Origin of the sequence: Mariniflexile gromovii (genome assembly GCF_017814435.1) — a bacterium.
Classification (GTDB): domain Bacteria; phylum Bacteroidota; class Bacteroidia; order Flavobacteriales; family Flavobacteriaceae; genus Mariniflexile; species Mariniflexile gromovii.
Genome location: NZ_JAGJCB010000010.1, coordinates 1 through 18,200 on the forward strand (window position 1 = coordinate 1; position 18,200 = coordinate 18,200).

Below are 18,200 nucleotides of genomic sequence, written 5' to 3' on the forward strand. Positions count from 1 at the left end.
ATCCTCAACGGAATGGTTTTGCTCATCTTCTCCAAGGTATCTTGCCTTAACCGCTTGGGAGGTAATGAGCCTTTGTTCCAGTTTTAAATCTTGGTAGCATTTAAAAAGGCTACTGTTGACTTCCTCTAAATAATTGTTGAGGGTTCTTGTGTTTTTGTTGGTACCTCGAGACCTGCCTTTATGGGCATCCCAATCGGATATCGGTACTTTTCGCTTTAAACTGATGGTAGCCCGTTTGCCATTGACGGTAATTCTTGCGTAAATGGAGGCTTGATTGTTTTTTGCTCTGGAAAAATCTGCCCAGAATAGAATACTGAAAGTTGCTGTTGTTTTCATGATTTCGTCTTTTTGTTAATATTAATTTTATTACCAGACGAAAGTCAAATCACTTTAAAGATACATTTATTCTACCAACTAATTACTGAATTTTAACAATTCGGTCAACACTTTTCTTAAACTATATTTGTTATCCGATTTGTTGACTTTTTTAACAGTATTTTTTACTTTACTATGATACTGTTAAAAATACAAAAACCTGTAAATCATACGATTAACAGGTTTTTGATATTGATTGATATACTAATTTGTCGGGGTGGCAGGATTCGAACCTGCGACCTCCTGCTCCCAAAGCAGGCGCGATAACCGGGCTACGCTACACCCCGAAGTTAGTTTTATTCTAACGGGATGCAAATATACTTTTTTATATAATATAGAAACCAATTATTTAATTTAATTTTAAAAAATATATTTTTACCTATTAAACACAAAGCAACCTAACCTATTTTTATCAAAAAATGACGCAGCCAAATTTCCTTATCTTAAAAAAGATGTTCTTTTTGGGTGTTTTTTTTATTTGTCTAATGGATGCCTATTCACAAGCACTTCTAACAGGTAAAATTATTGATAGCGAAACCAAGACTCCTATTGCCAACGCAACAATTAAAAACACGCAAAACAATAACATAGTAATTTCAAACAATTTAGGTGAATTTGAATTGAAAGAAGCCGGTAATTATCAATTTTCAAAAACAAGTTATCAAACAAAAAACGAACATTTAAATTCTGGTTATACTATTATTCAATTGGAAATAAATCCTTCAAATCTAAATGAAGTTATTGTAAACGCAAGTCATATCCCCCAAAACCTACAAAGAGCCAATACAACCATAGACATTATCACTTCAAAAGATATAGAACGTGGCAACACAACAAATGTTCTTGATATTTTAAACAGGGTTCCCAGTGTTTTTATGCAATCGGGGGCATTAAACACCAATAAAATTTCTATTAGAGGTATTGGATCGAGAAATCTATATGGCACTTCAAAAATCAGAGCTTACTTTCAAGATATTCCTTTGACTTCCGGAAACGGAGAAACAACCATTGAAGATTTTGAACTAGGTTCTATTTCGCGTTTGGAAATCATTAAAGGTGCTGGTTCTAGTATTTATGGTGCGGGACTTGGTGGCACCATACACTTAATACCTCAAAGCGCTTACTTAAACCAAACTACAGCGCAAAGCGATGTGTCTTTTGGATCTTTCGGACTTATGAAAAGTGTTTTTAACGTAAATCATGGTTCTAAAAAACATAGTTTTCGAGTGATACACAGTAACACCCATAGCGACGGCTATAGAGATAACAATAATTATGACCGACAAACTCTCACCATAAACACCAACCATTTTTTAAGTGACAAAGATGATATTACGCTTCTAGGTAGCTACGTAGATTTAAAAGGGTTCATACCCAGTTCCATAAATGAAAACGATTACCTTAACAATCCTAAAAAAGCCGCTTTCACTTGGGCACAAGCAAAGGGTTATGGAGATTCTAAACGTGCTATATTAGGGCTTTCTTGGAACCATCAATACAACAGCAACACAAAGCAAGTAACCAGTATTTTCACTTCTTTTAAAGATGCTTATGAACCCAGGCCTTTTGATATTCTTACTGAAAACATGGCTGCTATTGGCATTAGAAGTCATGTTTTAGGCACTTTTAAAAAACTAAATTGGACCCTTGGAGGCGAGCTATTTAAAGACACATACAAATCGAGAAACTACGAAAATCTATATCAAGATTTTCCCGCAGGCACCGGCAGTGTAGAAGGCGATAAGTTTTCAGATTTTAAAGAAAAACGCACCTATTACAACCTCTTTTTTGAAACCAATTACAGTCTTTCGGAAAAAACCACACTTTCCGTTGGATTGAATTTCAACAAAACTTCTTATGATTTATTAGATAAATTTACAACAAATGAATCCCCAGACCTATCTGGCACCTATAGTTTCAAAGGTATGGTATCTCCAAAATATGGAATTTCACATGTTTTCAATGATAACATCAATGTATATTCAAACGTAAGTCATGGTTTTTCACCTCCTTCAACCGAAGAAACTTTACTTCCAGACGGATTAATAAACACCTCCATAAAGCCGGAAACGGGTTGGAATTTTGAAGTTGGTACACGTTCGGCGTTCATCAACAATCGTTTACAATTTAATATAGCTTTGTATAGATTAGATGTTCGCAATCTTTTAGTAGCTAGAAGAACGGGAGACGATCAATTTATTGGCGTAAATGCTGGAAGAACCATGCACAATGGGTTGGAAACCGTTTTGAAATATCAATGGATTCGATCTGAAGCAATTTCATTGAACCATTATCTTTCGTATACTCTTAATGATTTTAAATTTGAAGAATTTATTGATGATGGAAATAATTTCTCTGGAAACAAACTTACAGGCGTGCCGTCAGAAGTTTTAAATACTGGTATAGACTTTGACACTAAATTAGGCGTGTACATAAGCATTAATTATCAATATGTTGGACGTATTCCTATTACAGATAGTAACACGCTTTTTACAAATAGTTACAATTTAACCAACATCAAATTAGGCTACAAACACCAAATAAACAAAAACCTTAAATGGAATGCTTATTTTGGGCTGGATAATATTTTTGACACCCATTATGCATCGCAAATACTAATTAATGCCACAGGTTTTGGTGGTGCCGCCCCTAGATATTATTATCCAGGGAATCCTGTTAATTATTACACCGGAATAAACATAAGTTATATGTTTTAACTAAATTTATAGCAAAAAAAGAACATGAAACAGTTTCAATTAATACTCACTATAGCCCTAATATCCTTAATGGCATGCGCGCAACAAACGGAATCTTCAGTAAAAGCGCAAGACCCTGAATCCCTAAACTATACAACAGAATTGGTGGTTGGAGATATAAACATCCCTTGGGGTATGGCTTTTTTACCCGATGGCAGTATGCTAATTACCGAAAAAGCCGGTGAACTTATCCATTTTAAAAACGGACAAAAGCAATTGATAGCTGGTGTTCCCGATATTTATGTGCGTGGTCAAGGTGGTTTTATGGGTATCAAATTACACCCAAACTACGAAACAAATGGTTGGATTTATTTCTCTTACGCTTCCGCGGAAGGTGAAGGCGATGGGGGCAATACGGCCATTATGCGAGCAAAAATCAACAACAACACTTTAGTTGAAAAAGAAGTGCTCTATAAAGCAGAACCTAACACAAAAAAGGGGCAGCATTTTGGTTCGCGAATTGAATTTGACAATGATGGCTACTTATATTTCTCTATTGGTGAACGTGGAGAACGTGATATAAATCCGCAAGACCTTACTTTAGATTGTGGTAAAATTTACAGATTGCATGATGATGGACGCATCCCTGAAGACAATCCTTTTGTAAACGTACCTAATGCTAAAAAAGCTATTTATAGCTACGGGCACAGAAATCCACAGGGCCTTATAAAACATCCTGAAATAGGAGACATTTGGGAGCACGAACATGGTCCACAAGGCGGCGATGAAATTAACATCATCCAAAAAGGGAAAAACTTTGGTTGGCCTGTTATTTCCTATGGCATTAATTATAGTGGCACTTCTTTTACCGATCTTACCGAAAAAGAAGGCATGGAACAACCTGTTTTTTATTGGGTTCCATCCATAGCACCAAGTGGTATGGCGTTTGCTACATCAAACAAATACCCCGATTGGAAAGGAAATATCTTAGTCGGTTCACTTAAATTCGAATATTTAGAACGTTTGGTTTTAGAAAATGGCAAGGTTATAAAGCGTGAAAAGTTATTTGAAAAAATTGGTCGCGTTAGAGATGTTATTCAAGCGCCTGACGGTTACATTTACATAGCCGTGGAAGGCAAAGGCATCTTTAAAATTGTCCCTAAAAATTAATTATAAAACTATGAAATCAACCCTATTAACCTTATTTGTTACGCTTTCAATCATATTTACAAGTAATTCTCAAAACAGCGCTTTAAAATCGAGCATGGAACGTGGCGAAGAAATCTATACCGATTTTTGTGTAACCTGCCATTTACCTAACGGAAAGGGTGTAGAAAAGGTGTATCCGCCGTTGGCAAATTCAGATTATCTTCTAAAAAACAGAGAAGCAAGCATTAAAGCCATTAAATTTGGAATGCAAGGTGAAATTACCGTAAACGGAAAAAAATACAACACGGTTATGGCGCCTTTGGGTTTAAGTGATGATGAAGTAGCCGATGTTATGAACTACATTAACAATAGTTGGGGCAATAAAAACGACAAAATGGTAACCGAAGCCGAAGTTTCAAAAGTCAAAAAATAAAATAAGAGCCTCATTAATTGACTTTCATTTTAACTAACTTTGTAACGGGTTAATTAAACAAAATTACACATGCTTATTATAGGAATTGCTGGAGGAACAGGTTGCGGCAAAACAACTGTTGTAAATCAAATACTTAACGAACTTCCAGAAGGTGAAGTTGGCGTTATTTCGCAAGATTCTTATTATAAAGACACCACACACTTAAGTTACGATGAACGCATAAAAATAAATTTTGATCACCCAAGGTCTATAGATTTTGAACTTTTGGAAAGTCATCTTAAAGATTTAAAAAACGGCCTTCCTGTACACCAACCTGTCTATTCTTTCGTTAAACATAATAGAACCAGCGACACTATTTTAACGCACCCTAGAAAAGTAATGATTGTGGAAGGTATTTTAATTTTAACACATCCCGAATTACGCGATATGTTCGATATTAAAATTTTTGTGCATGCCGATACCGATGAACGTTTAATAAGAAGATTAAAACGCGATATTTCAGAACGTGGCAGAGATTTAGATGAAGTGTTAACCCGTTACCAAACCACATTAAAACCCATGCACGACCAGTTTATAGAACCTATGAAAGAGTACGCAGACATCATTATACCAAACAACAAACACAACACAGTAGCCGTAGATATTGTTAGAACTATTATAAACAACAAGTTGTAAAATGACGTTTTTTAAGCACAAAATATTCAAACCGTTTAAAAATATATTCATACTTATATTGGCCGTATTTATTGTTTGGATGCTTTTTTTCGATGCCAATTCATGGTTAATCCATCATGAATTAAATACTGAAATTGATGCCTTGGAAAATGAAAAAGAATACTATAAAAAAGAAATTGAAAAAGATAACAAAGCTGTTAAAACCTTAAATACAAAAGACGGTTTAGAGAAGTTTGCTCGTGAAGAATATTATATGAAACGAGAAAATGAGGAAATTTATATTATTGAATATGAAGACAGCTTAAAAACTAAAGATGATGACTAATGGTTTGTTTGATGAATTCAATGGGGTTTCAGCAAAACAGTGGAAACAAAAAATTCAGTTCGATTTAAAAGGGGCTGATTATAATGAAACACTTGTTTGGAAAAGCAACGAAGATATTTCAGTAAAACCTTTTTACAATGCTGAAGATTTTAAAGAACTCCCTGAAGTTTCAAACACCAAAGCAACCCAATGGAGCATTTGCCAAACCATTTTTGTTGCCAATGTTGAAAAATCCAATAAAAAAGCCATAAAGTCTATTGAACGAGGTGCAGAAAGCATCAAATTCATCATTCCAAATCCAGATATTTCGGTTTTAGATTTACTCAAAAACCTTGATAACATTCCTGTTTTTTTTGAACTTCAATTTCTTTCAGAAGCATTCATAAACAAACTAAACGAATGTCACCTTGAACTCAGTAAAAAAATCGCTTCTGAAAACAAAATAAGTATTCAAACCGACATTATAGGAAACCTAGCTAGAACGGGCAATTGGTTCCAAAATTTGAATGATGATTTCTCAAAATTCAAATCAATAGTACAAAAAACCAAATCTTTTAATGTAGACACCACGTTATACCAAAATGCTGGTGCCAATATGGTGCAACAATTGGCTTATGCCCTAGCCCATGCCAATGAATACCTAAATACTTTTGACAATAGTCTTAATACTGAAACCAAACAAAATTTAAAAATAACCTTTGAGGTTTCTGTTGGTTCCAATTACTTTTTTGAAATCGCCAAATTACGTGCTTTAAGGCTACTTTGGAACACATTAGCTTTGGAATATGAAGTAAACCCCAATTGCAACATTTTTGCCATTCCTACAAAACGCAATAAAACCATTTACGATTATAACACCAATATGCTTCGCACTACCACCGAATGCATGAGTGCTGTACTTGGTGGTGCCAATACCATTTGCAATTTACCATACGATGTTATGTACAAAAAAGCCAATGCGTTTAGCGAACGAATGGCTCGAAATCAGCTTTTAATCTTGAAACATGAAAGTTATTTTGATAAGGTAAACAACCCATCGGACGGCACATATTATATCGAATCTTTAACGCAGCAACTTGCTGAAAAGTCCTTAACACTATTTAAAGATATAGAATCGAATGGCGGTTTTTTAGTGCAACTTAAAGAAGGCACCATTCAGCGAAAAATAAAAGAAAGTGCCGCGAAAGAACAACAACAGTTTAATGATACTGAAATTATTTTATTAGGAACAAACAAACTTCCAAACCCTAATGATGCAATGAAAAACGAATTAGAAATTTATCCTTTTGTAAAAACGCATCAAAGGAAGACGTTAATTGAACCTATTATTGAAAAACGTTTAGCAGAAACTTTAGAACAAAAACGTTTAAAAAATGAATAAAAACCCCTTCATATTAGTTATCCTTTTTAGCTTTTTAATGCTAAGCAGTACATCATGCTTAACGATTGCGAAAGATGTTAAAAATTGGATTGAAATCAACGATATTGAAGACGTTCAAGGTAAATATCATTTTTTAACCCAAGACCAAATAAAAATTTATTTACCAGATACCTTTAAAAAATATTCAAGAGCTGGATATGAAAAACTTTTAGATTCTTTAGCCAACAAAAAAGATTTTGAACTAGAACTAAAACGTTTGGAGTCTTTACGTGAAATGGAAGGTAATTTTTACATCTTTTTTGATGAAGAAACACGTTCTACTTTTACCATAAACACCATGACTTACATGCCCATACATAAAGGTGATGCACAATTTATTTTAGGGATGATTAGTTTAAACAACAAGAAAATAGCTAAAGAATCGAACCTAGAAATAACTAAAATAACTGCAAAATATAGTGCTACCGACAAGATGCAACTGTTTAAAGCTATTCACAAAATAGACCACAAAAAGAAACAGCTTACTAACTACAATGCTTCATACATCCTCTCTGCCAATAAGAAAACCATTTATATCCAATTGCTTACTGGTTTTGATGTGAATTTCGACCCTTTTTTACAAAAAATGATTTTATAATGTCCAGAAAAAATCTTCAACATATTATTTTAAAGACGGAAGACGGAAGACAAAAGAAACCTACTTTTGAAACTTTTACAACCTCTGAAGGCATTGATGTAAAATCAACCTATTCAAAACAAGACATTGAAGGTTTAGAACACCTCAATTTTGCCGCTGGTATATCGCCGTACCTACGTGGACCCTACAGTACCATGTACCTTCAAAAACCATGGACTATTAGGCAATATGCTGGTTTTTCTACCGCAAAAGAAAGTAATGCTTTTTACAAACGTAATTTGGAAGCTGGACAAAAAGGACTCTCTGTTGCCTTCGATTTAGCAACGCACCGCGGGTACGATAGCGACCACGAACGTGTACAGGGTGATGTTGGAAAAGCGGGTGTAGCCATCGATTCGGTGGAAGACATGAAAATTCTTTTCAACCAAATTCCGCTCGATAAAATGAGTGTTTCCATGACCATGAATGGTGCTGTTTTGCCCATTATGGCATTCTACATTGTTGCGGCTGAAGAACAAGGTGTAAAATTAGAACAGCTTTCAGGAACTATCCAAAATGATATTTTAAAGGAATTCATGGTACGCAATACGTACATTTACCCACCTACGGCTTCCATGAAAATCATTGCTGATATTTTTGAATATACCAGCAAACATATGCCAAAGTTCAACAGCATCAGCATTTCGGGATATCACATGCAGGAAGCTGGCGCTACTTGCGATATTGAACTTGCTTACACCCTAGCTAACGGTTTAGAGTATATTAGAAAAGGACTGGATGCAGGCATGGATATTGACACCTTTGCTCCTCGCCTATCCTTCTTTTGGGCCATTGGCATGAACCATTTTATGGAAATTGCAAAAATGCGCGCTGCACGCATGCTTTGGGCTAAATTGGTGAAACAATTCCACCCAAAAAATGAAAAATCTCTTATTTTAAGAACACATTGCCAAACCTCTGGATGGAGTTTAACAGAACAAGATCCTTTTAACAACATTGCACGAACTACCATTGAAGCTGCTGCTGCCGTTTTTGGAGGCACCCAAAGCTTACACACCAATGCTTTAGATGAAGCTATGGCGTTACCAACCGATTTTTCGGCTCGAATTGCCCGAAATACACAACTTTTTTTACAGAAAGAAACTCAAATAACGAAAACAGTAGATCCATGGGCGGGTAGTTTTTATGTAGAAAAACTAACGCACGACCTAGCTGAAAAGGCATGGGGATTAATTGAAGAAATTGAAGCACTTGGTGGCATGACCAAAGCTATTGAAGCTGGCATACCAAAAATGCGTATTGAACAGGCAGCCGCAAAAAAACAAGCCCGAATCGATTCCAATCAAGATATTATTGTAGGCGTTAATAAATTCAAACTTACAAAAGAAGATACCATCGTTACGCTTGAAGTTGATAACGAAACCGTTCGTAAACAACAAATGGAACGTTTAAACGCCATTAAAGCTGAAAGAAATGCTGAAAAAGTTAAAGAAGCTTTATCAAAATTAACCGAAGCAGCACGTACAGGCCAAGAAAATTTACTAGCTTTAGCTATTGAAGCAGCTCGCCAACGTGCAACACTGGGAGAAATTAGTGATGCCCTTGAAGAAGTTTTTGGACGTTATAAAGCTGAAATAAAATCGTTTTCTGGTGTGTATAGTAAAGAAATAAAAAATGATGCTTCCTTTAAAAAAGCTCAAGAATTAGCAGATACGTTTGCAAAACAAGAAGGCAGAAGACCTCGTATCATGATTGCAAAAATGGGACAAGATGGTCATGACCGAGGTGCTAAAATAGTAGCGACAGGTTATGCCGATGTTGGTTTTGATGTTGATATTGGCCCACTATTTCAAACACCAAAAGAAGTAGCGAAACAAGCCATTGAAAATGATGTACATATTTTAGGTATTTCATCGCAAGCAGCTGGTCATAAAACCTTGGTTCCGCAAGTTATTGCTGAACTTAAAAACTACGGTCGCCATGATATTATGGTTATTGTTGGTGGCGTTATTCCAAAACAAGATTATCCGTTTTTATTAGAAGCTGGCGCTACAGCAGTTTTTGGCCCTGGCACAAAAATTAGTGATGCTGCCATACAGATTTTAGAAATTTTGATTGGTTAATAAGCAAAGGATTACAACTTTCCTATTTCTGGAAATTTTCAGAACCCCATGTATCTAAACTTCTTAAAATAGTTTCAAGAGATTGTCCTTTATCACTTAGTTTGTATTCAACTCTAGGAGGTACAACTGGGAAAATTTTTCTAACAATAAGACCATCTTGCTCTAACTCCCTCACACTTTGTGTAAACATTTTGTTTGAAATTCCTGGTACTTTTTTTTGCAACACTCCCGAACGTAAAGAGCCTTCAAGTAAATGAAACAATATTAAAGGTTTCCATTTTGTCCCAATTAAATTCATGGTATAATGAAGTGTGCACTCATTATTTTCATTCATTTAAACATTATAATTAATTGATAATCCACATTTTACCCTTTTTAGTAAGTATATTACTTTTAAGTAAGTTATTGCTTATAAAGCAAATATATACGTATTTTGCATAATAAATTCAAAATTATGAAATTAAATAAAGATTATCCGAAATCATTTTCACACATTGGCATTACCGTTCCAAATATCAATGAAGCCGTTACATTCTATTCTGAAGTTATGGGATGGTATGTAATTATGGAACCTTCCAAAGTAAAAAAAGAAAACGACACCGCCATTGGACAGATGTGTATAGACGTTTTTGGTGAAGATTGGGAATATTTCGAAATTGCGCATTTAGCAACATCCGATGGCATTGGAATCGAATTATTTTCCTTTCCAAACGGTGTAAAAAAAGCTCCCGATTTTAACCCTTTCAATACCGGTTTATTTCATTTTTGCGTTCAAGATCCAAATATTGAAGGATTAATTGAAAAAATTGTGGCTCATGGCGGTAAACAAAGAATGCCTATTAGGGCTTATTATCCTGGCGATAAGCCATACAGAATGTGCTATGTTGAAGATCCCTTCGGAATTGTTTTTGAAGTTTACACACACAGTTATGAATTAACATATTCATCTGGGGCTTATGCCAATTAAAATGGGTGGTAAAACATCTAAATTGATAAAAAAAGCCAATCTTCTAAATTTAGGAGATTGGCTTTTTCATAAATTATAAATAGAATAATTTATTATTTTTCAAATTATGCCTTAAAAACCGACAACAAACTATCGAAATCTCGTTGAAACACCTACAAATTTAAAATAAATTGAGTTTAATTATGGCTTTATTAATCTGTTAACAATTTGGGTTTTTATTCCTCATAAATAATTGTATTTTTACCGTTCATAAAACCAAATCAATTAATGGGTAAAATCATTGCAATTGCAAATCAAAAAGGAGGCGTTGGAAAAACAACAACATCCATAAATCTAGCTGCTTCACTAGGTGTTCTAGAAAAAAAAGTCTTACTTATCGATGCTGACCCTCAAGCAAATGCAACTTCCGGAATAGGAATTGACGTAGACTCAATAGAAATAGGTACGTACCAACTTTTAGAACATTCAAGTTCTGTAAAGGATGCTATTTTAAAAACAGAAACGCCAAATCTAGATATTATTCCAGCGCATATAGACTTAGTAGCTATTGAAATAGAATTAGTTGACAAAGAGTCTAGAGAGTATATGCTGAAAAAAGCTTTGGCAGAAATTAAAGACGATTACGATTATATTTTAATTGATTGTGCACCGTCTTTAGGCTTATTAACACTAAATGCCCTAACAGCTGCCGATGCCGTTATAATACCTATACAGTGCGAATATTTTGCGCTTGAAGGGTTAGGAAAACTTTTAAACACCATCAAAAGTGTTCAAAAAATACACAATCCAGAATTGGACATAGAAGGTTTATTGCTAACCATGTACGATTCTCGCTTAAGATTGTCTAACCAAGTAGTTGAAGAAGTTCAAAAACATTTTAACGATATGGTATTCCAAACCATTATACAACGAAATGTAAAATTAAGTGAAGCACCAAGTTTTGGAGAAAGCATCATCAATTACGATGCGGCCAGTAAAGGCGCTTCAAACTACTTAAGTTTGGCAAAAGAAATTATAAACAAAAACGCTTAATTATGGCTAAGGCAATTAAAAAACAAGCTTTAGGAAGAGGTTTATCGGCACTTTTAAAAGACCCAAGCAACGACATACAAACTGCACAAGATAAAAATGCAGATAAAGTTGTTGGGAATATTATTGAATTAGATATTGAATTTATTGAAGTTAACCCATTTCAACCGCGTACCAATTTCAGTGAAGAATCACTACGCGAATTAGCTTCATCTATAAAAGAATTGGGCATTATTCAGCCTATAACTGTTAGAAAATTAGGCTTTAACCAGTACCAATTGGTATCGGGTGAACGTCGTTTTAGAGCTTCAAAATTAATTGGGTTAGAAACCATTCCTGCATACATTCGTATAGCAAACGATCAAGAATCGTTGGAAATGGCTTTGGTTGAAAACATTCAACGTCAAGATTTAGACCCTATTGAAATTGCCTTATCATACCAACGTTTAATTGACGAAATCAATTTAACACAAGAACAAATGAGCGAACGTGTTGGTAAAAAACGTTCAACCATTACCAACTATTTGCGTTTATTAAAATTAGACCCTATCATTCAAACAGGAATGCGTGATGGATTTATTTCCATGGGGCATGGCCGTGCTTTAATTACCGTTGAAGATACTAGTATTCAATTGGATATTTACGAAAAAGTGCTTTCAAACGAATTATCGGTTAGAGATACTGAAAACCTAGTTCGCAACTACAATACAACGCAAGAAGTAAAAGTTGCTCCTAAAAAAGAGGAGGGAGAAATTACTCCAAACCACATAAAAGAGGGCATTAAAGCTTTTTCGGAATACTTTGGGCATAAAATAGACGTTAAAGTCTCTAAGAATGGAAAAGGAAAAATTACCATTCCGTTTCATTCTGAAGAAGATTTTAATCGTATTAAAAAATTAGTTGAAGGTGCCAAATAAACTCTTTATAGCTACTCTATTTTCACTATTAATTTGCTGCTTAGTAACAGCACAAGAAAAAAACAACAAAGAAGAAGAGATTACCAATGCTATTGTTGCCGATTCCATTATAGAAATTAAAAACTCCTACAATCCGCTTTCGCCTGCAAAAGCCGCTTTTTACTCGGCTGTGTTACCTGGTTTGGGGCAAGCTTACAACAAAAGATATTGGAAAATTCCTTTAGTTTATGGTGGATTGGCTACAGGTATCTATTTCTACTCAACCAACAACAAAGAATACAACCGCTATAGAGATGCTTATAAAAGTAGACTTGCAGGTTTAACTACCGATGAATTTTACTATGATGCCGAAGGTGTCCAACTAACGACACCTCGTGTGTCTACAGATGGTTTACAACGCGGACAAAAATTCTATAAAAAAAACAAAGAAATTTCGCTTTTGGTAACACTTGGCATTTATGCCCTTAATATTATAGACGCCAATGTTGATGCGCATTTAATGCAATTTAATGTGGATGAAAACCTATCTTTGGCACCACATTATAGAATCAATGAGATTGATGCAACAAGCAATCTCGGGTTAACTTTAAATTTTAAATTTTAGCCCATTATGGGCATTTTGCAAATTAAAACTATAAATAAATGAAAATAGCGCTACTTGGATACGGAAAAATGGGAAAAACCATTGAGCAAATAGCTATTAAACGCGGGCATACCATTGTTTTGACCGTTGATAAAGATGATGAAGAGTATGATATTACCAAAGCTGATGTTGCTATCGATTTCAGTATTCCAACGGTGGCTTTTGATAATATTTCAAACTGCATCAACCATAATGTTCCCGTAATTTCTGGAACTACGGGTTGGTTAGAAAATTACGATAATGCGGTTGCTTTGTGCAAAGAAAAGAAAGGGGCGTTTATTTACGCTTCAAATTACAGTTTAGGTGTTAACATTTTTTTCGAGCTTAATAAAACCTTGGCAAAAATGATGACCACTTTAAAACAGTACAACGTTTCTATGGAAGAAATCCATCATACACAAAAACTGGACGCTCCAAGTGGAACCGCTATTTCTTTAGCGAATGATATTATTGCAAATAATGCCAACTACGATGCTTGGAAATTGGACGAAGCCGCTGAAAAAACCATTCCTATTGTAGCAAAACGTATTGAAGATGTTCCAGGAACACACACCGTTAATTATGAAAGCGAAGTAGATACTATTACTATAGAACACGTAGCTCATACACGCCAAGGTTTTGCTTTAGGTGCTGTTATAGCTGCTGAATGGATTGCAGGAAAAACAGGTGTTTTCACTATGAACGATGTGTTAAATATTGGTTAATCCTTACAAAACAAGTAACAGCTTGATTAAGTTTAACTACTAAAAATAAAAAAATACGATTATGACTTTGATGCAATGGTTTATTTTCATCTTAATTATTCAAGTAATACATGGTTTAGGCACTTGGAAATTATACATTAAAGCAGGAAGACAAGCATGGGAAGCCTTTGTACCTGTGTATAATGGTGTTGTTTTAATGAAAATCATTAATCGTCCGTGGTGGTGGGTCATTCTTTTATTTTTACCCATAGTTAACCTCATTATGTTAGCTGTTGTTTGGGTAGAAACCGCTAGAAGTTTTGGCAAAAACGCAACTTTAGACACGTTTTTAGCTGTTATAACTTTAGGATTTTATAATTACTACTTAAACTATGTCACCGATGTTACATACATTGAAAACAGAAGCTTACAACCAAAGTCTGATGTGGGAGACTGGGTAAGCTCTATTCTTTTTGCTATTGTAGCCGCCACTATAGTTCACACCTATTTCATTCAACCGTTTACCATTCCATCATCATCTTTAGAAAAATCGTTGTTGGTTGGCGATTTTCTATTTGTTAGCAAGTTTCATTATGGTGCCAGAGTACCTATGACAACCGTTGCTGCTCCTATGGTACACGATACCATTCCGGGGTTAAAAAAGAAATCCTATTTGTTTGATGACCATAAAGAAAGTAGTTCTTGGAAAAATAAATTACAACTACCTTACCTTAGAATTCCAGGGTTTGAAGACATAGAAAGAAACGATATTGTAGTTTTCAACCAACCAGCCGATACACTGTTGGATATGAATGATTTTCATCCAGACAGAAACTATTACAAGCCTATTGACAAAAAAACAAATTTAGTAAAACGTTGTGTGGGTATTGCTGGTGATTCTTTAGAAGTCCGTGAAGGTTTTGTTTACATCAACGGAAAGAAAAACGAATTACCAGATAGAGCACATTTGCAATTTAGCTACTTTGTACAGCCAAAAACATCGCAATTCAATCCGCTTTTCCTAAAGGAACGTTATGATATTACAGATGGTTTCGGCATTATAAACGACCAAAACACCTATTATTTCTCTGCGATTTCAGATGAAGCTTTAGCTAAATTTAAGGACAATCCTAACGTAGTAAGCATCACACCAAATATTCAAGAAAAAGGTGTTAGGGATGCTAATATTTTTCCTCACGACCCAAATTATAATTGGAACGTAGACTTTTTTGGTCCGTTATATATACCAGAAAAAGGAAAAACCATCGATATTGATTTAAAAGTTTTACCACTTTACAAACGTGTTATTACCGAATACGAAGGCAATACATTACAGGTAAAAGGCAATCAAATTTTAATCAATGGTGAAGTAGCCACTACCTATACCTTTAAACAAAATTACTATTGGATGATGGGTGATAACCGCCACAATTCCATAGATGCCAGAGCTTGGGGCTTTGTACCTTTCGACCACGTAGTGGGGAAACCTGTATTTATTTGGATGAGTTGGGATGGAAAAAAACCACGTTGGGATCGTTTCTTTACAACCGTTAGTGGTGAAGGCAAAGCAACTTCATACCTTATTCCTTTTCTTGTATTATTGTTAGGATGGATTGGTTTTAACAAATGGAGAGCTAGGAGGATGAATAGTTGATACGTTTATTCGTTGATTTGTTGATTTGTTGATTTGTTGAAATGTATACTTATAGTTTTGAAAAATTGGAAGTTTGGATTGAAGCGAAAAAGCTATCCAAAGATATTTACACAATTACCAGTAAATTTTCACCCGACGAAAAATTTGGGTTAACTTCTCAATTGAGAAGAGCTTCTATTTCTATTTGTTCAAATATTGCTGAAGGGTCTGCAAGAAAAACCAATAAAGACAAAGCACATTTCACAATAATGGCTTTCAGTTCTGCTGTTGAAGTATTAAATCAAATTATAATTTCTTATGAACTAGATTTTATTGATTTAGATGCATATACTGCTTTGAGAGAACAAATTGAAAGTATAACTAATAAGTTGAATGCGTTACGAAACTATCAAATAAACAAATAAACGCATCAACAAATGAACATCATACTCCACCCCACATACTTCCCAAACATAGCGCATTTTGTTGCCATAGCAAATGCCGACCATGTAGTGTTTGAGGTTGATGATAATTTTTTAAAGCAAACCTACCGAAACCGTAGCTATATTTACGGTGCCAATGGTAAACTCGCTTTAAACATTCCTGTTGTTCATACACAAAAGAACAGGCAAAAGTATCGGGATGTTAAAATTTTTAATGAAGAAAACTGGCAAAGCAATCATTGGAAATCGTTACTTTCAGCCTACAGAACTTCGCCCTTTTTTGAATATTATGAAGATGAGCTTCAACCGTTATTCAACGTAAAAGCCGATTATATTTTAAACTATAATTTAAAGTGTTACGAGGTTATTTGCGAATGCTTGCAATTGGATATACAGACTTCAAAATCTGAAATTTATCAAAAGGAGATTTCTAATACAACAGATTTTAGACCCTTAGTGAACGCTAAGAAAGAGCAACCGCAACAATTTGATGCCTACACCCAAGTTTTTAGTGATAAACACGGATTTATCCCTAATTTAAGTATTTTAGACTTGCTATTTAACGAAGGTCCAAACGCACTTAATTACTTAGAATCTCAAACCATAACCCTTCAATAATGTTACAAACTGTAGCACATTACGGTTGCCATTTTTTATTACCGCTAGCGGTTGCTTTGGTTTTTTATAAACAGAATTGGAAATACGCCTACCTCATCATGGTTTTAGGTATGCTGATTGATTTGGACCACCTATTGGCAAACCCTATTTTCGACCCAAACCGGTGTAGTATTGGGTTTCATCCTTTACACTCTAGTTTTGCGATTTTGTTTTATATATTTTTATGCTTCCCCAAGAAATCACGCTTGGTGGGTTTGGGTTTGGTAATCCATATTATTGCTGATATGGTAGATTGTGCTTTGATGTAATTTCAAGTGGCAAAGTTGCAAAGTTTCAAAGCTTCAAAGTTGCAAAGAATCAAAGTGCTTTCGTTAAAAAGTTTAACGGGGAAGGATTTTTGATTTCAGAATAAAAAAACTGAGACTGAATACTGAGACTGTAAACTATTCCTTATCCAAACTTAAAGTTGCCATAAGCGGATAATGATCGGAGAAATGTTGATTGTAAGACTTGAAACCATTTACTGCAAAAGCCTTATCGGAAAAAATATAGTCAATCCTTACAGGGAAAAATTTAAACTCATACGTGCGTCCAAAACCATTGCCTGCTTCTTTAAATGTGTCATTTAAATCGCCTTTAATTTTTCTATACACATACGAATAAGCGGTATTGTTGAAGTCGCCGCAAACAATCATCTTATAATGACACTGTTTTTTATGCTGTAAAAATATTTCAGATTGGAACTGCTGTCTTTTAAAAGTATTTTCAATTTTTTTAAAAATACGCGAGGTACTTTCCTGTTTAAGCTTTTCTACATCGGTATCAATTTTCAACGATTGCAGATGCAGGTTGTAAACCCTAATCGTGTCTTTTCCTTTTACAACATCGGCAAAAATGGCATTGTTGTATGTATTTGGAAATTCCAAAGAACCAGAATTGATAATAGGAAATTTAGAAAAAATGGCTTGACCCGTGAGTATTTTTTTTCCTGATACTTTTTCAAACTTGTACTTGTAAAAAGAAAAATCAGTATCTGGATTCGGGCGGTAATCTTGAATACACAAGATATCTGGGGCCTCGGTTTTAACGAAATCGACTATTTTGGTTTCTATATTTTTTTCGGGAATCCAATCGTACAGATTAAACAATCGTACATTGAAATTCATCACCTTTATATTATTCGGATTGTCAACTTTTTTTGATTCTGAAAACTTGTAAAGAGAGCCAAAAACCATTTGCCCTATAAGAAGCACTATCAACGATATGAAGAGTTGCTTTCTTATGCCAATTAACCAATACAAGAAAAACAATACATTCAATAAAATTAAAAAAGGCACGCCCAAACTAAGAACCGATAACACGGAAAATGCGCGTGGCGACAAAAATGGCAACGCATAAGCTAGCAATAGAACAATAGCAACCAAAATATTGATGACGTAGATGATTTTATTTATGGTGCTTAATTGTTTCATG

20 protein-coding genes and 1 tRNA gene are annotated in these 18,200 nt (G+C 34.7%); 17 read left to right on the plus strand and 4 right to left on the minus strand.

Features of this window, described 5'->3' with window-relative positions; genetic code table 11:
* Both J8H85_RS10995 and J8H85_RS11000 read right to left on the minus strand, forming a co-directional pair.
* Positions 1-336: Arm DNA-binding domain-containing protein (locus J8H85_RS10995; RefSeq protein WP_245243791.1), on the minus strand; the 336-nt coding region annotated here is incomplete at its 3' end.
* A 251-nt stretch (positions 337-587) separates the two neighbouring features.
* Positions 588-662 (minus strand) — tRNA-Pro (locus J8H85_RS11000).
* A gap of 132 nt (positions 663-794) precedes the next feature.
* On the opposite strand from J8H85_RS11000, the gene J8H85_RS11005 reads away from it, so the two are divergent.
* From J8H85_RS11005 to scpA, 8 genes are all read left to right on the plus strand, one after another.
* Positions 795-3,092 (plus strand): TonB-dependent receptor, encoded by a 2,298-nt coding sequence (locus tag J8H85_RS11005; protein ID WP_245243792.1) that lies wholly within the window; start codon positions 795-797, stop codon positions 3,090-3,092.
* A 24-nt stretch (positions 3,093-3,116) separates the two neighbouring features.
* The gene (locus tag J8H85_RS11010; RefSeq protein ID WP_209655253.1) at positions 3,117-4,241 is read left to right on the plus strand and encodes a PQQ-dependent sugar dehydrogenase; all 1,125 of its coding nucleotides are present in this window, start codon (positions 3,117-3,119) and stop codon (positions 4,239-4,241) included.
* 10 nt (positions 4,242-4,251) lie between these two features.
* Positions 4,252-4,653 carry a c-type cytochrome gene (locus tag J8H85_RS11015; protein WP_245243793.1) on the plus strand — a complete coding sequence of 134 codons (402 nt, stop codon included), beginning with the start codon at positions 4,252-4,254 and terminating at the stop codon, positions 4,651-4,653.
* 69 nt (positions 4,654-4,722) lie between these two features.
* Positions 4,723-5,328, plus strand: coding sequence for a uridine kinase (udk, locus tag J8H85_RS11020; protein WP_209655254.1), 606 nt, complete (start codon positions 4,723-4,725; stop codon positions 5,326-5,328).
* Position 5,329: 1 nt separating this feature from the next.
* The gene (locus J8H85_RS11025; RefSeq protein WP_209655255.1) at positions 5,330-5,653 is read left to right on the plus strand and encodes an FtsB family cell division protein; all 324 of its coding nucleotides are present in this window, start codon (positions 5,330-5,332) and stop codon (positions 5,651-5,653) included.
* The gene (locus tag J8H85_RS11030; RefSeq protein WP_209655380.1) at positions 5,646-7,034 is read left to right on the plus strand and encodes a methylmalonyl-CoA mutase subunit beta; all 1,389 of its coding nucleotides are present in this window, start codon (positions 5,646-5,648) and stop codon (positions 7,032-7,034) included. Before J8H85_RS11025 ends, J8H85_RS11030 begins: the two co-directional genes overlap by 8 nt.
* A complete protein-coding gene (locus J8H85_RS11035; protein ID WP_209655256.1) occupies positions 7,027-7,671 on the plus strand; it encodes a hypothetical protein in 645 nt (214 codons plus the stop codon). The genes J8H85_RS11030 and J8H85_RS11035 overlap by 8 nt, the downstream gene beginning before the upstream one ends.
* Positions 7,671-9,794, plus strand: a complete 2,124-nt coding sequence (gene scpA / locus J8H85_RS11040; RefSeq protein ID WP_209655257.1) for a methylmalonyl-CoA mutase — start codon at positions 7,671-7,673, stop codon at positions 9,792-9,794. Before J8H85_RS11035 ends, scpA begins: the two co-directional genes overlap by 1 nt.
* A 22-nt stretch (positions 9,795-9,816) precedes the next feature.
* Here the strand turns inward: scpA and J8H85_RS11045 are convergent, their stop codons facing one another.
* Complete coding sequence (locus tag J8H85_RS11045; RefSeq protein WP_209655258.1) at positions 9,817-10,128, minus strand: winged helix-turn-helix transcriptional regulator; 312 nt, start codon at positions 10,126-10,128, stop codon at positions 9,817-9,819.
* A 120-nt stretch (positions 10,129-10,248) separates the two neighbouring features.
* Here J8H85_RS11045 and J8H85_RS11050 point away from each other — a divergent pair, with 120 nt between their 5' ends.
* The 9 genes from J8H85_RS11050 (at position 10,249) to J8H85_RS11090 (ending at position 17,035) form a co-directional block, all read left to right on the plus strand.
* Positions 10,249-10,761: a lactoylglutathione lyase family protein gene (locus J8H85_RS11050; protein WP_209655259.1), complete on the plus strand. Its 513-nt coding sequence runs from the start codon at positions 10,249-10,251 to the stop codon at positions 10,759-10,761.
* Between the two features lie 267 nt (positions 10,762-11,028).
* Positions 11,029-11,793 carry a ParA family protein gene (locus J8H85_RS11055; protein WP_209655260.1) on the plus strand — a complete coding sequence of 255 codons (765 nt, stop codon included), beginning with the start codon at positions 11,029-11,031 and terminating at the stop codon, positions 11,791-11,793.
* Between the two features lie 2 nt (positions 11,794-11,795).
* Positions 11,796-12,707 (plus strand): ParB/RepB/Spo0J family partition protein, encoded by a 912-nt coding sequence (locus tag J8H85_RS11060; protein ID WP_209655261.1) that lies wholly within the window; start codon positions 11,796-11,798, stop codon positions 12,705-12,707.
* Positions 12,697-13,311, plus strand: a complete 615-nt coding sequence (locus tag J8H85_RS11065; RefSeq protein ID WP_209655262.1) for a DUF5683 domain-containing protein — start codon at positions 12,697-12,699, stop codon at positions 13,309-13,311. The genes J8H85_RS11060 and J8H85_RS11065 overlap by 11 nt, the downstream gene beginning before the upstream one ends.
* A gap of 38 nt (positions 13,312-13,349) precedes the next feature.
* Positions 13,350-14,054, plus strand: coding sequence for a 4-hydroxy-tetrahydrodipicolinate reductase (dapB, locus tag J8H85_RS11070; protein WP_209655263.1), 705 nt, complete (start codon positions 13,350-13,352; stop codon positions 14,052-14,054).
* A 61-nt stretch (positions 14,055-14,115) separates the two neighbouring features.
* On the plus strand, positions 14,116-15,687 hold the full coding sequence (lepB, locus tag J8H85_RS11075) for a signal peptidase I (RefSeq protein WP_209655264.1): 1,572 nt from the start codon (positions 14,116-14,118) through the stop codon (positions 15,685-15,687).
* A 41-nt stretch (positions 15,688-15,728) separates the two neighbouring features.
* On the plus strand, positions 15,729-16,091 hold the full coding sequence (locus J8H85_RS11080) for a four helix bundle protein (RefSeq protein WP_209655265.1): 363 nt from the start codon (positions 15,729-15,731) through the stop codon (positions 16,089-16,091).
* A 12-nt stretch (positions 16,092-16,103) separates the two neighbouring features.
* Positions 16,104-16,727, plus strand: coding sequence for a WbqC family protein (locus J8H85_RS11085; protein WP_209655266.1), 624 nt, complete (start codon positions 16,104-16,106; stop codon positions 16,725-16,727).
* Positions 16,727-17,035, plus strand: a complete 309-nt coding sequence (locus J8H85_RS11090; RefSeq protein WP_209655267.1) for a DUF6122 family protein — start codon at positions 16,727-16,729, stop codon at positions 17,033-17,035. The genes J8H85_RS11085 and J8H85_RS11090 overlap by 1 nt, the downstream gene beginning before the upstream one ends.
* A gap of 135 nt (positions 17,036-17,170) precedes the next feature.
* Here the strand turns inward: J8H85_RS11090 and J8H85_RS11095 are convergent, their stop codons facing one another.
* Positions 17,171-18,199: an endonuclease/exonuclease/phosphatase family protein gene (locus tag J8H85_RS11095; RefSeq protein ID WP_209655268.1), complete on the minus strand. Its 1,029-nt coding sequence runs from the start codon at positions 18,197-18,199 to the stop codon at positions 17,171-17,173.
* Position 18,200: the final 1 nt, after the last annotated feature.

What these genes read in the sequence shown, in the direction of transcription:
- J8H85_RS11005 (WP_245243792.1), top strand. Translation starts at nt 795, where the DNA reads ATGACGCAGCCAAATTTCCTTATCTTAAAAAAGATGTTCTTTTTGGGT.
- J8H85_RS11010 (WP_209655253.1), top strand. Translation starts at nt 3,117, where the DNA reads ATGAAACAGTTTCAATTAATACTCACTATAGCCCTAATATCCTTAATG.
- J8H85_RS11015 (WP_245243793.1), top strand. Translation starts at nt 4,252, where the DNA reads ATGAAATCAACCCTATTAACCTTATTTGTTACGCTTTCAATCATATTT.
- udk (WP_209655254.1), top strand. Translation starts at nt 4,723, where the DNA reads ATGCTTATTATAGGAATTGCTGGAGGAACAGGTTGCGGCAAAACAACT.
- J8H85_RS11025 (WP_209655255.1), top strand. Translation starts at nt 5,330, where the DNA reads ATGACGTTTTTTAAGCACAAAATATTCAAACCGTTTAAAAATATATTC.
- J8H85_RS11030 (WP_209655380.1), top strand. Translation starts at nt 5,646, where the DNA reads ATGACTAATGGTTTGTTTGATGAATTCAATGGGGTTTCAGCAAAACAG.
- J8H85_RS11035 (WP_209655256.1), top strand. Translation starts at nt 7,027, where the DNA reads ATGAATAAAAACCCCTTCATATTAGTTATCCTTTTTAGCTTTTTAATG.
- scpA (WP_209655257.1), top strand. Translation starts at nt 7,671, where the DNA reads ATGTCCAGAAAAAATCTTCAACATATTATTTTAAAGACGGAAGACGGA.
- J8H85_RS11045 (WP_209655258.1), bottom strand. Translation starts at nt 10,128, where the DNA reads ATGAATGAAAATAATGAGTGCACACTTCATTATACCATGAATTTAATT.
- J8H85_RS11050 (WP_209655259.1), top strand. Translation starts at nt 10,249, where the DNA reads ATGAAATTAAATAAAGATTATCCGAAATCATTTTCACACATTGGCATT.
- J8H85_RS11055 (WP_209655260.1), top strand. Translation starts at nt 11,029, where the DNA reads ATGGGTAAAATCATTGCAATTGCAAATCAAAAAGGAGGCGTTGGAAAA.
- J8H85_RS11060 (WP_209655261.1), top strand. Translation starts at nt 11,796, where the DNA reads ATGGCTAAGGCAATTAAAAAACAAGCTTTAGGAAGAGGTTTATCGGCA.
- dapB (WP_209655263.1), top strand. Translation starts at nt 13,350, where the DNA reads ATGAAAATAGCGCTACTTGGATACGGAAAAATGGGAAAAACCATTGAG.
- lepB (WP_209655264.1), top strand. Translation starts at nt 14,116, where the DNA reads ATGACTTTGATGCAATGGTTTATTTTCATCTTAATTATTCAAGTAATA.
- J8H85_RS11080 (WP_209655265.1), top strand. Translation starts at nt 15,729, where the DNA reads ATGTATACTTATAGTTTTGAAAAATTGGAAGTTTGGATTGAAGCGAAA.
- J8H85_RS11085 (WP_209655266.1), top strand. Translation starts at nt 16,104, where the DNA reads ATGAACATCATACTCCACCCCACATACTTCCCAAACATAGCGCATTTT.
- J8H85_RS11090 (WP_209655267.1), top strand. Translation starts at nt 16,727, where the DNA reads ATGTTACAAACTGTAGCACATTACGGTTGCCATTTTTTATTACCGCTA.
- J8H85_RS11095 (WP_209655268.1), bottom strand. Translation starts at nt 18,199, where the DNA reads ATGAAACAATTAAGCACCATAAATAAAATCATCTACGTCATCAATATT.